We start from the raw sequence: 12,587 nt of genomic DNA on the forward strand, positions 1-12,587 counted from the left end.
GCGCGTGCGGACCGAGCGGCAGGGGGCGATCGCGCGGCACGCGGGGCGAGCGCGTCGGCGGCGGGGTCTCGGCATCCGGAGCCCCACGACCCCGCTGATACCCTGGGCCGGTGTCTGCACCGATCGACGCGGCGCCCGTGAGCGCCCTCACCCCCGCCAACGACCCGACCTTCGACAACGTCTGGGACGAGCTGGTCTATCGGGGGCTGATCCACGTGTCGACCGACGAGGGCGAGCTGCGCGAACTGCTCGGCGGAGACCCGATCGTGTTCTACTGCGGCTTCGACCCGACCGCGCCGAGCCTGCACCTGGGCAACCTCGTGCAGCTGCTCACGATGCGTCGCCTGCAGCTCGCCGGCCACCGCCCGCTGGGCCTCGTCGGCGGCTCCACCGGTCTGGTGGGCGACCCGCGCCCCACGGCCGAGCGCACGCTCAACACGCGCGAGACCGTCGCCGAGTGGGTCGCCAGCCTGCGGGCGCAGGTCGAGCGCTTCCTGAGCTTCGAGGGCGACAGCGCCGCCCGCATCGTCAACAACCTCGACTGGACGGCGCCGCTGAGCGCCATCGACTTCCTGCGCGAGATCGGCAAGTACTTCCGCGTCGGCACGATGCTCAAGAAAGACGCGGTGAGCGCGCGCCTGAACTCCGAGGCGGGCATCAGCTACACCGAGTTCAGCTACCAGATCCTGCAGGGGCTCGACTACCTCGAGCTGTACCGCGCCTACGGCTGCGTGCTGCAGACCGGCGGCAGCGACCAGTGGGGAAACCTCACCAGCGGCACCGACCTGGTGCGGCGCGCCGAGGGCGCCTCGGTGCACGCGATCGGCACGCCGCTGATCACCAACAGCGACGGCACCAAGTTCGGCAAGAGCGAGGGCAACGCCATCTGGCTGGATGCCGAGATGTGCAGCCCGTGGGCGATGTACCAGTTCTGGCTCAACACCGACGACCGCGACGTGCTCGAGCGCCTCAAGGTGTTCACGTTCCTCACGCGTGCCGAGATCGAAGGGTACGCCGCCCAGGTGGAGACCGAACCCTTCCGGCGCGCGGCGCAGAAGCGTCTCGCCCGCGAGGTCGTCACGACCGTGCACGGCGCCGAGGCGACCGAGGCCGTCATCGCCGCCACCGAGGCTCTGTTCGGTCAGGGGGATGTGACGGCCCTCGACGCCGCCGTGCTGCGCACCGCGCTCGAGGAGCTGCCGCACGCGACCGTCGCCCGGGGCACGACCGTGGTCGAGGCGCTCACCGCCACCGAGCTGTCGGGCAGCCTCAGCGAGGCCCGCCGCGCGATCGCGCAGGGCGGGGTGTCGCTCGACGGCCAGAAGGTGACCTCCGACGACGCCGTCGTCGAGGGGACGCTCCCGGGCGGTGTCTCGGTGCTGCGCCGCGGCAAGAAGACGCTCGCCGGCCTGTTCCTCGACTGACATGCCGTTCACGGTCAGTCACGCCGTCGTCGCGCTGCCGTTCCTGCGCACACCGCTCGTGCCGGCGGCCATCGCGATCGGCGCGATGACGCCCGACCTTCCGCTGTTCCTGCGCGGGATCGTGCCCCCGTACGCGGTGACGCACGATCTCGCGTGGCTACCGGTGACGGTGGTCATGGCGTTCGTGCTGCTGCTGGTGTGGAGGTGCGTCCTGCGCCCCGCGACGCGGGAGCTGACTCCCCGCGTCGTCGCGGACCGTCTTCCCGACGGGTGGGATGCCGGGGCTCGCGCCGCCGCCCGCGAGACGCTGAGCGGGGGAGTGCGCGGCATCGCGTGGCTCGTGCTCTCGCTCACGATCGGTGTGGTCACGCACGTCGTCTGGGACTTCTTCACGCACGAGGGACGGGCGGGCGAGGCGCTGCTGCCCGTGCTGGAGCAGCAGTGGGGGCCGCTGCTCGGCGTGAAGTGGCTGCAGTACGGCTCGGGGGTGTTCGGGCTGGCGGGTCTTGCGGCGTTCGGGCTGTGGTGGTGGTCGCGGCGCGCGGCGACGCCCGTGCGCCGCGTGCTTCCGGATGCCGTGCGCGTCGCGTGGTGGCTGTCGCTGCCGGCCGCCCTGGTCGTCGCGTCCATCGTTGCGCTCGCTGTCGCGGGCGGCTTCGACGCGGGCTACACCCCGACCCACCTCATCTACGGTGTGCTGGTGAAGGTCGCCGCCGCCTGGGGAGCGGCGACGCTGGTGCTCGCGCTCGCCGTGCAGGCCCGCGGCGCCGCGGTGCGTCGCAGCCGCTGACCCGCGCCCGGCGACCCCGCGCCCCCGCGCCCGGCACCGACCGGCGCCGAGACCGCATGCGATTGCCGAGGCCGCACGGCTTCGACGCCCATCCCGTGCGTCCTCGTCAATCGCGTGCGTCTTCGGCGGCTTCGCCCGCGTCCGGCGGCACGCCCCCGCCCGACGGCCGCCCCCTGCGGCCCGTCCAGCGGCCTCCATGCGGTCTCGGCACCGACCGGGCCGGCGTCCGGCGCGTGCATCGGGCGGGGGAGCGGGCGGCGGTTAGACTCGGGGGCGTTATGACGAAGGCGGGAGACTCGGTGTCGGCGAGCACGAAGGGCAAGAAGGCGGTCGCGGACGAGGTCATCCTCGGACCCACCGGTCGCCCCTACCAAGGGTTCCCCACTCCGGCCGCCCTCGACAGCCACGGTCCGGCGCGCATCATCGCGCTGTGCAACCAGAAGGGTGGCGTCGGTAAGACGACCACCACCATCAACCTGGCCGCCGCCCTCGCGGGCTACGGGCGCCGCGTGCTCGCCATCGACTTCGACCCGCAGGGTGCGCTGTCGGCGGGTCTCGGCATCCAGACCCACGACGTGCCGACCATCTACGACCTGCTGCTCGACACCAAGCGCGACCCGCGCGAGGTCATCGTGGCGACGCGCGTCGAGGGCCTCGACATCCTGCCGGCCAACATCGACCTGTCGGCGGCCGAGGTGCACCTCGTCAACGAGGTCGCCCGCGAGACGATCCTGGCGCGCGTGCTGCGCAAGGTCGCGGCCGACTACGACGTCATCCTCATCGACTGCCAGCCCTCGCTCGGCCTGCTGACCGTCAACGCGCTGACCGCGGCGCACGGCGTGCTGATCCCGCTCGAGTGCGAGTTCTTCGCCCTGCGCGGCGTCGCACTGCTGGTCGAGACGATCGACAAGGTGCGCGACCGCCTCAACCCGGCGATCGAGCTCGACGGCGTGCTGGCGACGATGTACGACCCCCGCACGCTGCACTCGCGCGAGGTGCTCGAGCGCGTGGTCGAGGCGTTCGGCAACGATGTGCTCGAGACGGTCATCGGCCGCACGGTCAAGTTCCCCGACGCCTCGGTGTCGGGCATGCCGATCACGGAGTTCGCACCCGAGCACGCCGCAGCCCAGGCCTACCTGCGGTTGGCGCGGGAACTGGTCGCCCGTGGCGCCGTCGCCTGACGACACCGCCTCCGCCGCGCCGCATGACGGCGCCCCCGCCGCGACGCTCGATGCTCCGGCCTCGGACTCCCAGCCGGCGTCGGTGCCCGAGCCCGCGCCGGTGACCGAGCCCGCCTCGGCCCCCGAGCCCGCGGGCTTCCGCGTCACCCTTCCCGATTTCGACGGTCCCTTCGACCTGCTGCTCACGCTCATCTCGCGGGCCGAGCTCGACATCACCGAGGTCGCCCTCAGCCGCGTGACCGACGAGTTCATCGCCTACCTGCGCGCGATGGGGCCCGACGGCGATCTCGATGAGGCGTCGGAGTTCCTGGTGGTCGCCGCGACCCTGCTCGACATGAAGATCGCGGGTCTGCTGCCGCAGGGCGAGCTGGTGGATGCCGAGTCCGTGGCGCTGTTGGAGGCACGCGACCTGCTGTTCGCCCGCCTGCTGCAGTACCGGGCGTTCAAAGAGGTGTCGGCGTGGTTCGCCCGCTGCCTGCAGCGTGAGGACCGCCGTCATACGCGCGCCGTGCGCCTCGACGAGAAGTACCGCAGCGCCGTGCCGGAGCTGAAGTGGACGCTGAACGCCGCGGACTTCGCGGCGCTGGCGGTCGTGGCGCTCGCCCCGAAGCAGATCCCCACCGTCGGCCTCGATCACCTGCACGCCCCGCTCGTGAGCATCCGCGAGCAGGCCGCCATCGTCGTGACCCTGCTGCGCTCCGCCGGTACCCTGAACTTCCGCGACCTCGTGGCCGGGGTCACCGAGACCGGGGTCGTCGTGGCACGCTTCCTGTCGATCCTCGAGCTGTACCGCCACGCCGCCCTGTCGTTCGAGCAGCTCGAACCCCTGGGAGAATTGACGCTGCGCTGGACCGCCGAACGGTGGTCGGAAGAGAACCTCGCCGCCCTCGGAGCCGACTATGACCGTTGATCCCCCCGCCGTCGCCGTCGACGCCGCGGCGACCCCCGTCGACGCCGCCGCGGCCGCGGAGCAACCGGCGCCCGTCGCCCGCCCGACCGATCCGGCATCCGTCGCCCGTCGCCTCGAGGCGATCCTGCTCGTGCTCGACGAGCCGCAGAGCCTCGTGAGTCTGGCCGCCGCGGTCGCCGCTCCCGTGCCCGCGGTGCGCCAGGCCGTCGCGGGCCTCGTCGCCGACTACGACGGAGAGACCGGCGGACCCGTGCGCGGCTTCGAACTGCGCGAGGTCGGCGGGGGATGGCGGTTGTACGTGCGCGAGGAGTACGACGACGTCGTCGGCGAGTTCGTCAACACCCAGGCGCCCTCGCGCCTGTCGCAGGCGGCGCTCGAGACCCTGGCCGTCATCGCGTACAAGCAGCCCGTCACGCGCGGGCAGGTGGCATCCATCCGCGCGGTGAACGTCGACTCGGTCGTTCGCACCCTGCTGTCGCGGGGGCTGATCGCCGAGGTCTTCACCGACCCCGACACGGGCGCCATCCACTATGGGACCACCGACCAGCTGCTGGTCAACCTCGGCATCAACTCGCTCGACGAGCTGCCGCACATCTCGCCGTTGCTCGACGACGGCGCCGACGGATTCGACGGAGAGGTACTGAAATGAGCGACGCTTCGACAGGCGCAGCGACCGGGGGCGCAGGCTCCGCGAGCGACGAGGGCATCCGGCTGCAGAAGGTGCTCGCCAATGCGGGCGTGGCCTCGCGGCGCGTGGCCGAGAACATGATCGTCGAGGGCCGCGTGCGCGTGAACGGCGAGACCGTCACCGAGCTGGGCTCGCGCATCCACCCCGAGACCGACCTCGTCGACGTCGACGGCGTCGCCATCCAGCTCGACGAGTCCAAGCGCTACGTGGTGCTGAACAAGCCGACCGGTGTCGTCAGTTCGATGAACGACGACCGCGGTCGCCCCGACCTGCGGGAGTGGGCCGACGAGTGGGAGGAACGCCTCTACAACGTCGGACGACTGGATGCCGACACGAGCGGCCTGCTCGTGCTGACCAACGACGGCGACCTCGCCCACGTGCTCGCCCACCCCTCGTTCGGGGTGACGAAGGTGTACATCGCCAAGGTCGAGGGGCTCGTCACGCCGCAGACCATCGCGAAGCTGACCCGGGGCGTCGACCTCGAGGACGGGCGGATCGCCGCCGACAAGGCACGCCTGCTCGACGCGTCGCGGGGCGAGAGCCTGGTCGAGCTCACGCTGCACTCGGGGAAGAACCGCATCGTGCGGCGCATGATGGACGAGGTCGGACACCCGGTCATCGAACTCGTGCGGCGGCAGTTCGGTCCCCTCCACCTGGGAACTCTCCCGGTGGGCAAGGCACGCGAGTTGACTACAGTAGAACGAGGCGCCCTTCTCACGCTGTCTCGTCGAGACGGCGACACCTCGGCCGATCCGGCTGAGTGACGTGCGGCGCGTCTCGCGGCGCGAGCGGCGCCGCCCAGGGCAGCAGGAGACCCGATGACCGAACCGAAGGAAACGTCCGCGCGCGCGGCCGGGCCTTTGGCGACCCGCACGAGCGGCACCGTCCGCATCGTCGGCTCGGGGCTCCTCGGCGCGAGCATCGGTCACGCGCTCACGGCACGCGGCGTCGACGTCGTGCTCGTCGACGCGTCTCCGTCGCAGCTGCGTCTGGCCATCGACTACGGCGCCGGCCGCGCCGAGCGCGCCGATGACGCGCCCTCGCTCATCGTCGTCGCCACGCCTCCCGACGTCGTCGCCGACGTCGTGCAGCGCGAGCTCGCGGCGTTCCCCGCTGCCGTGATCACCGACGTCGCGAGCGTGAAGCTCGAGCCGCTGCGCACCCTGCGCGAGCGCGGCGTCGACCTCACGCACTACATCGGCTCGCACCCCATGGCCGGGCGCGAGCGCGGGGGAGCCATCTCGGCCCGCGCCGACATCTTCGTGGGGCGTCCGTGGGTGGTCTGCCGCGACGGCGAGACCTCGGCCCACGACCTGTCGCTCGTCGAAGGGCTCGCGCTCGACCTCGGCGCGACGCTCATCGAGATGACGCCCGAAGAGCACGACGAGTCCGTCGCGCTCATGTCGCACGTGCCGCAGCTGGTGGCGAGCCTGCTCGCCGGGCGCTTCATCGAGGCCCCCGACGGCTCGCTGCGGCTCGCGGGCCAGGGCGTGCGCGACACGACACGCATCGCGGCGTCGGCCCCCGAGCTGTGGGTGCAGATCCTCGGCGCGAACGCCGCCCCCGTGGTCGAGGTGCTCGATCAGCTCGCCGCCGACCTCGGCGACGTCGCCGACGCCCTGCGCGACCCGGACGTACCGGGAGCCCGCCGCACGGTCGCCGACACGATCCGCCGGGGCAATGAGGGCGTCGAACGCCTGCCCGGCAAGCACGGCCAGAACCGCCGCTTCGATACTTTCGTCGTCATGGTCGACGACACCTCCGGCCAGCTGGGTCGCCTGTTCGGCGAACTCGGTGACCTCGACGTCAACGTCGAAGACCTACGCCTCGAGCACTCGCCCGGTGCCCCCTTCGGCTTGGCCGAGATCAGCGTCGTCCCCGACGCGGTCCGCCGTGCCGTCGATGGACTCCAGCAGCGCGGATGGCGGATTGCGAGCACCACCCATGACTGATTCCACCCCCTCGCTGACCACGACGCCCGCGGGAGCAGCAGCTCCCGTCGTCGTGGCCGTCGACGGCCCGGCCGGCAGCGGGAAGTCGAGCGTGTCGAAGGCCGCCGCGACCCGCCTCGGGTACGGCTTCCTCGACACCGGCGCCGCCTACCGCGCGCTCGCCTGGCACGCGCTGCAGCACGGGATCGACACCTCCGACGCCACGGCCGTGGTCGAGGTGTTCGGCGACTTCGACTACGCGATCTCGCTCGACGCGTCCGACCGCTGGGTGCGCGTCGGTGGCACCGACGTGACCGCCGCGATCCGCGAACCCCGCGTGACCGACGCCGTCAGCGGCGTCGCGCGGGTGGCCACCGTGCGGCACGCGGTGAACGAGCTGTTCCGCCGGCTTGTGGCATCCGCGGGTCTTCGTGGTGTCGTCGTCGAGGGCCGCGACATCACCACGGTCGTCTTCCCCGACGCGCCCGTGCGCATTCTTCTGACCGCGGCGCCCGAGGTGCGCGCCGCGCGTCGCAGCGCCGAGCTGACAGGGCACGACGCCGCCAAGGTCGCCGCAGCTCTGCACCAGCGCGACGCCGCAGATTCCACGGTCGTCGACTTCCTCACCGCCGCCCCCGGCGTGCAGGTCGTCGATTCGACCCACCTCGATTTCGAACAGACCGTCGACGCCGTGCTGAGCGTCGTCGACTCCACGATGGGAGCCCGCGATGGGCGTTGAAGACGAGTACGAAGGCGGGCCCGACCAGCTCGCCGAAAAGATGGAGCAGCTCGACGAGGTGCTCGCCGAACAGCGGGCCGAAGCGTTGCGCGCGGGACTCGAGGACTTCGACCTCGACGAAGAGGATGCCGCGCTGCTCGCGGGCCTCGCGTCGGGCGAAGGAGCCATCGAGTTCCTGCCGGCGCTGCCGGTCGTCGCGATCGTCGGCCGGCCGAACGTCGGCAAGTCGGCGTTGGTGAACCGCATCCTCGGGCGCCGTGAGGCGGTCGTCGAGGACACTCCCGGTGTCACCCGCGACCGCGTCACCTACAAGGCCGAGTGGCTCGACCGGCGGTTCTCGCTCGTCGACACCGGCGGCTGGGAGCCCGACGCAAAGGGCATCGACCGCTCGGTGGCAGCTCAAGCCGAGGTCGCGATCGACCTCGCCGACATCGTGCTGTTCGTGGTGGATGCCACGGTGGGGGCGACCTCGACCGACGAGCACGTCGTGAAGCTGCTGCGCAAGAGCGGCAAGCCGGTGTTCCTCATCGCGAACAAGGTCGACGACGCCCGCCACGAGCCCGAGGCCGCAGCCCTCTGGAACCTGGGTCTGGGTGAGCCGCACCCCGTCTCGGCCATCCACGGCCGCGGCGTGGCCGACCTGCTCGACGAGATAATGAAGGTGCTTCCCGAGGTCTCGGCCGTGGCACGGTACGAGATCGGCGGCCCGCGTCGCGTCGCGATCCTCGGACGCCCCAACGTCGGCAAGTCGTCGCTGCTCAACAAGGCGGCGGGCGAAGAGCGCGTCGTCGTCAACGAGCTCGCGGGCACCACCCGCGACCCCGTCGATGAGGTCGTCGAGCTCGGCGGCAAGCTCTGGACGCTGGTCGACACCGCCGGCATCCGTCGTCGCGTGCACCTTCAGCAGGGTGCCGACTTCTACGCGTCACTGCGCACCTCGACGGCGCTGGAGAAGTCGGAGGTCGCCGTCGTCGTGATCGACGTCTCGCAGCCGATCAGCGTGCAGGACCTGAACATCATCGACCTGGTGCTCGAATCGGGCCGCGCGCTCGTGCTGGCGTTCAACAAGTGGGACCGCCTGAATGACGACGACATGGAGAACCAGGACCGCCGCCGGTACCTCGAGCGTGAGATCGAGCAGGACCTCGCGCACGTCGCGTGGGCCCCGCGCGTGAACATCTCGGCCCGCACCGGCCGCCACCTCGACAAGCTGGTGCCGGCGCTCGAGACGGCCCTGGAATCGTGGGACACCCGCATTCCGACCGGCAAGTTCAACGCGTTCCTGTCGGAGCTCGTGGCCGAGCACCCGCACCCGCTGCGTGGCGGCAAGCAGCCCCGCATCCTGTTCGGCACCCAGGCGGCGACGCGTCCGCCGACATTCGTGCTGTTCACGACCGGATTCCTCGACCCGGGCTACCGCCGCTTCATCCAGCGTCGCCTGCGCGAGATCTACGGCTTCGACGGCACCCCGATCGTGCTGAACATGCGTATCCGCGAGAAGCGCCAGCGCTGACGCGCGTGTCGAATGCCCCGGTCCCCGCGAGGGGATCGGGGCATTCGGCGTCTGCGGCCGTGGTCCTGGCGAAGGGGACCGGCGTACAGCACACATGTGTCGTGTGCACAGCCAACACTCAGGTTCGATAAGGTTCATTCGCGGCGGTGCAATACCCGCCCGCACCGTCGTGATCGAAAATTCAGCCTGGGGGAACCATGAGCAATTCCACGATCGAGCCGCCTCTGGCTCAGCCGTACTACGGGGCGCCGATCGGCGCCGCCGTCAAGCGCTTCTTCAAGAAGTACGCCACCTTCTCGGGTCGCGCCAGCCGCAGCGAGTTCTGGTGGTGGGTGCTGGTCATGTTCATCGTCGGCGGCGTCCTGAACGTGCTCGCCGCGGCTACCGGCGGCGTGGGCACGGTCGACGAATACGGAATGATGGCCACTCCCTCGGGCGTCGGCCTCATCTTCTACATCGTCTACATCATCTGGTCGCTCGCGACGATCGTGCCGTACCTGGCCCTGGTCGTGCGTCGCCTGCACGACTCCGACAAGAGCGGCTTCTGGATCTTCATCGGTCTGGTCCCGTTGGTCGGTGGCATCGTGCTCTTGGTGTTCATGCTGATGGGCCCGAAGCCCGAGGGTGCGCGTTTCGACCGCTGATCCTCGCTCTCATCGCGCCCCGGTTCCCTCGTGGAGCCGGGGCGCGTGGCGTTTGCGGAGGAACGCCGGCCGATGACGGCGCCGTATGACGACCGAGGGTCCACGCGCGGCCGGGGTGTGTCAGGCTGGGGAGGATGACGATCCAGCCTCCCGCCCCGGGCGAACCGCGGCGCCCGCATGGGCCCCGCGACCCCGGCGATGCCTGGGTGGTCGCCCCGACGGGCGAGAAGTACTGGGGTCGTTTCGGTGCGGCGGGTCTGCTCGCGCTCGATCCGCGGCGGGGCGTGCTGCTGCAGCACCGGGTCTCGTGGAGTCACTTCGGCGACACCTGGGCTCTGCCCGGGGGTGCGCGCCACGAGAACGAATCGGCCCTCGACGGCGCCCTGCGCGAGTCGGGCGAAGAGGCCGGAGTGCCGGCGGATGCCGTGCGGGCACGTTTCGAGAGCGTCCTCGACCTCGGGATCTGGTCGTACTCGACCCTCGTCGCCGACGTCACGGTGCCGTTCGAGCCCGTGATCAGCGACCCCGAGAGCGTGGCCCTCGAGTGGGTCCCCGTCGACCGGGTCGACGCTCTGCCCCTGCATCCGGGCTTCGCCTCGGCGTGGCCCGCGCTGCGCACCGAGCTGTCGACGCGCCCCGCGGTGGTCGTCGACGTCGCCAACGTCGTCGGGTCGGTGCCCGACGGCTGGTGGAAAGATCGCGCGGGAGCAGCATCGCGACTGCTCGCGCGCGTCTCGGCGAGGGCTGTGGCGGGAATGGATGCCGACACCCTCGGCCTCTCGGCGACGCGCTGGTTCCCGCCGGTCACCGCGGTGCTGGAGGGCCAGGCGCGCTCCGCCGCCGTCGACGGGGCCGGCGTCTCGGTGCGCATCGCCGAGGGTTCCGGAGACGATGAGATCGTCGCCGTCACACACGAGCTGGTCGCGCTGCACAGCCCGGTGATCGTCGTGACGAGCGATCGGGGCCTCGCGGCGCGGGTGCAGGAGCTCGGCGCCATTGCGCAGGGCACGCGGTGGCTGTTGGAGCAGTTGGACTGAGCTCGCGCGTGCGTCGGGCTCGTTCGCCGGCGCTGCGGGGTTGTCGCTGGGGTCGTGGCGCGGTGCACGCTCAGCGATGCGCGCAACCTCCGTGCGATTCAGGCGTGGGTGGCGGAAGTTGTGCGCATCGCGGAGGTTGTGCGCGGGGTTGCGACCGCCGGGTCGTGTGTGTGGCTGGTTCGGCGCGGCGCGGCGGTGGGGTCGTGGCGCGGCGCACGCTTAGCGATGCGCGCAACCTCCGTGCGATTCAGGCGTGGGTGGCTGAAGTTGTGCGCATCGCGGAGGTTGTGCGCGGGGTTGCGACCGCCGGGTCGTGGCGGCTGATGCCTCACTCGCCGTCTCGACCGCGCAGCTTCTCGATGTCGCGACGATCACGCTTGGTCGGCCGACCGGCTCCCCTGTCGCGGACGGGAACGAACGGCACGCTCTCGCGCGGGGGCGGTGGGGGAGTGCGGTCGTCGACCGACTCGGCGACGAGGGCTGCTCCGACGCGCTTGGCGATCGTCTTCTTCACCACCAAAATGCGGTCGAAGCCCTGAACGCGCACCCGCAACTCGTCGCCCGGACGCACCGGCTGAGCCGCCTTGGCCCGGTCGCCGTTGACGCGCACGTGACCCGCGCGGCATGCGGTCGTCGCGGCCGACCGGGTCTTGTAGACGCGCACCGCCCACAGCCACGCGTCGACGCGGGCGCTGGTGGGGGCGTCGGTCATGTCAGGTCTTTCGTCGGGGGAACTCCCATCGTAAGTGGGGTGCTGCGGGTGGGCGTCTCGGGCGCCGTTACCGACACGGGCCGGTGCTGCTGGCGTACAGCGCGGGGGCTCATACGGGCACGGGCACGGGCACGGGCATGGGCGCGGGCGCGCGCGGGTCAGTCCCGCAGGGTGAGCGAGACGAGCGCGCGGTCGGGCTTCGGCCGGTCGACGATGGTGAACCCCGCGTCTTCGAACACCGACACCGTGCCGCGGAAGAGCTGGTTCGACGAGCGCTTCGCCGCTTTCGGGTCGAGGGGATACCCCTCGACCACCCGGGCGCCGGCTTCTCGGGCGGTGGAGATCGCGGCATCCAGCAGCTTCGCCGCGAGGCCCCGCCCGCGGTGCTGCGTGCGCACGACGAAGCACGAGACCGCCCAGACATCATCGGCGTCGAGGCTCTCGGCGGTCGACGAGGTCACGTCGCGTGTGCGCAGCAGACGGGGCTGCGCGACACGGGGGCCGACGCGCACCCATCCCGCGGGCTCGCCGTCGACGTAGGCGATGAGGCCCGGCGGACGGGGACCGTCGAGCTCGGCGCGGAACAGGTCGGTGCGCTGATCGACGGAGGCTTCCTTCCAGGGGCCGTTCGGCAGCAGCCACCACTGGCATTGGCACTCGGGGCCGTCACCGCTGTCGAGTGCCGTCTCGGCGTCGTCGAAGCGGTCGCCGGTCGCGGGGAGGATCTCGATGGTCATGACGCGACGGTAGCGAGGGGCTCCGACACCGACATCCTTCGCGCGCAAGAACGGGCCGCCGAGCCCCACACGCCCGGGGCGTGCGCTGGTTCGCGGCGGGGTCGGGGAGGGGCTAATATAGGGGAGTTGCCCGCTCGCGGGTAACGGGATGTGGCGCAGCTTGGTAGCGCACTTGACTGGGGGTCAAGGGGTCGCAGGTTCAAATCCTGTCATCCCGACAGATAGGGCTGTTGGCAAAACTGATTGCAAAACAGTTCGACAAGGTCGGAAAACACGAAAGG

At 71.2% G+C, this 12,587-nt stretch carries 13 protein-coding genes and 1 tRNA gene; 12 read left to right on the forward strand and 2 right to left on the reverse strand.

From position 1 onward, the window contains the following. Positions 1-110 precede the first annotated feature (110 nt). The 11 genes from tyrS to IFR11_RS04730 all read left to right on the forward strand — a co-directional run bounded on the left by tyrS (position 111) and on the right by IFR11_RS04730 (position 10,857). Complete coding sequence (gene tyrS, locus IFR11_RS04680) at positions 111-1,424, forward strand: tyrosine--tRNA ligase (protein ID WP_191915367.1); 1,314 nt, start codon at positions 111-113, stop codon at positions 1,422-1,424. A gap of 1 nt (position 1,425) precedes the next feature. Continuing rightward, complete coding sequence (locus IFR11_RS04685; RefSeq protein ID WP_191915368.1) at positions 1,426-2,214, forward strand: DUF4184 family protein; 789 nt, start codon at positions 1,426-1,428, stop codon at positions 2,212-2,214. Between the two features lie 278 nt (positions 2,215-2,492). Then, positions 2,493-3,395 carry a ParA family protein gene (locus IFR11_RS04690; protein WP_191915369.1) on the forward strand — a complete coding sequence of 301 codons (903 nt, stop codon included), beginning with the start codon at positions 2,493-2,495 and terminating at the stop codon, positions 3,393-3,395. An 82-nt stretch (positions 3,396-3,477) separates the two neighbouring features. Then, entirely contained in the window at positions 3,478-4,305 is an 828-nt protein-coding gene (locus tag IFR11_RS04695) for a segregation and condensation protein A (protein ID WP_055835982.1), read from the forward strand. After that, entirely contained in the window at positions 4,295-4,954 is a 660-nt protein-coding gene (gene scpB / locus IFR11_RS04700; RefSeq protein WP_191915371.1) for an SMC-Scp complex subunit ScpB, read from the forward strand. Before IFR11_RS04695 ends, scpB begins: the two co-directional genes overlap by 11 nt. Further along, positions 4,951-5,757: a pseudouridine synthase gene (locus tag IFR11_RS04705; RefSeq protein ID WP_055835286.1), complete on the forward strand. Its 807-nt coding sequence runs from the start codon at positions 4,951-4,953 to the stop codon at positions 5,755-5,757. The genes scpB and IFR11_RS04705 overlap by 4 nt, the downstream gene beginning before the upstream one ends. A 54-nt stretch (positions 5,758-5,811) precedes the next feature. Further along, positions 5,812-6,945, forward strand: a complete 1,134-nt coding sequence (locus tag IFR11_RS04710) for a prephenate dehydrogenase (RefSeq protein WP_055937181.1) — start codon at positions 5,812-5,814, stop codon at positions 6,943-6,945. Continuing rightward, the gene (cmk, locus tag IFR11_RS04715) at positions 6,938-7,663 is read left to right on the forward strand and encodes a (d)CMP kinase (RefSeq protein ID WP_055937184.1); all 726 of its coding nucleotides are present in this window, start codon (positions 6,938-6,940) and stop codon (positions 7,661-7,663) included. Before IFR11_RS04710 ends, cmk begins: the two co-directional genes overlap by 8 nt. After that, a complete protein-coding gene (gene der, locus IFR11_RS04720; protein ID WP_191915372.1) occupies positions 7,653-9,176 on the forward strand; it encodes a ribosome biogenesis GTPase Der in 1,524 nt (507 codons plus the stop codon). The genes cmk and der overlap by 11 nt, the downstream gene beginning before the upstream one ends. Positions 9,177-9,373: 197 nt before the next feature. Continuing rightward, positions 9,374-9,820: a DUF805 domain-containing protein gene (locus IFR11_RS04725; protein ID WP_191915373.1), complete on the forward strand. Its 447-nt coding sequence runs from the start codon at positions 9,374-9,376 to the stop codon at positions 9,818-9,820. Positions 9,821-9,954: 134 nt separating this feature from the next. Further along, on the forward strand, positions 9,955-10,857 hold the full coding sequence (locus IFR11_RS04730) for an NUDIX domain-containing protein (RefSeq protein WP_191915374.1): 903 nt from the start codon (positions 9,955-9,957) through the stop codon (positions 10,855-10,857). 328 nt (positions 10,858-11,185) lie between these two features. Here IFR11_RS04730 and IFR11_RS04735 read toward each other — a convergent pair whose 3' ends face one another. Then, positions 11,186-11,569, reverse strand: a complete 384-nt coding sequence (locus tag IFR11_RS04735; protein ID WP_070408197.1) for an RNA-binding S4 domain-containing protein — start codon at positions 11,567-11,569, stop codon at positions 11,186-11,188. Positions 11,570-11,727: 158 nt separating this feature from the next. Beyond that, positions 11,728-12,306 carry a GNAT family N-acetyltransferase gene (locus tag IFR11_RS04740; protein ID WP_191915375.1) on the reverse strand — a complete coding sequence of 193 codons (579 nt, stop codon included), beginning with the start codon at positions 12,304-12,306 and terminating at the stop codon, positions 11,728-11,730. Between the two features lie 144 nt (positions 12,307-12,450). On the opposite strand from IFR11_RS04740, the gene IFR11_RS04745 reads away from it, so the two are divergent. Then, positions 12,451-12,524: transfer RNA gene (locus tag IFR11_RS04745), tRNA-Pro, on the forward strand. The last annotated feature ends 63 nt before the right edge of the window (positions 12,525-12,587 follow it).

Source organism: Microbacterium sp. CFBP 8801, from assembly GCF_014839455.1.
GTDB lineage: Bacteria > Actinomycetota > Actinomycetes > Actinomycetales > Microbacteriaceae > Microbacterium.

Bases quoted from the DNA above. Each gene is read 5' to 3' on its own strand.
- IFR11_RS04685 (WP_191915368.1), top strand. From the start codon at position 1,426: ATGCCGTTCACGGTCAGTCACGCCGTCGTCGCGCTGCCGTTCCTGCGC.
- IFR11_RS04690 (WP_191915369.1), top strand. From the start codon at position 2,493: ATGACGAAGGCGGGAGACTCGGTGTCGGCGAGCACGAAGGGCAAGAAG.
- scpB (WP_191915371.1), top strand. From the start codon at position 4,295: ATGACCGTTGATCCCCCCGCCGTCGCCGTCGACGCCGCGGCGACCCCC.
- IFR11_RS04705 (WP_055835286.1), top strand. From the start codon at position 4,951: ATGAGCGACGCTTCGACAGGCGCAGCGACCGGGGGCGCAGGCTCCGCG.
- IFR11_RS04710 (WP_055937181.1), top strand. From the start codon at position 5,812: ATGACCGAACCGAAGGAAACGTCCGCGCGCGCGGCCGGGCCTTTGGCG.
- cmk (WP_055937184.1), top strand. From the start codon at position 6,938: ATGACTGATTCCACCCCCTCGCTGACCACGACGCCCGCGGGAGCAGCA.
- der (WP_191915372.1), top strand. From the start codon at position 7,653: ATGGGCGTTGAAGACGAGTACGAAGGCGGGCCCGACCAGCTCGCCGAA.
- IFR11_RS04725 (WP_191915373.1), top strand. From the start codon at position 9,374: ATGAGCAATTCCACGATCGAGCCGCCTCTGGCTCAGCCGTACTACGGG.
- IFR11_RS04730 (WP_191915374.1), top strand. From the start codon at position 9,955: ATGACGATCCAGCCTCCCGCCCCGGGCGAACCGCGGCGCCCGCATGGG.
- IFR11_RS04735 (WP_070408197.1), bottom strand. From the start codon at position 11,569: ATGACCGACGCCCCCACCAGCGCCCGCGTCGACGCGTGGCTGTGGGCG.
- IFR11_RS04740 (WP_191915375.1), bottom strand. From the start codon at position 12,306: ATGACCATCGAGATCCTCCCCGCGACCGGCGACCGCTTCGACGACGCC.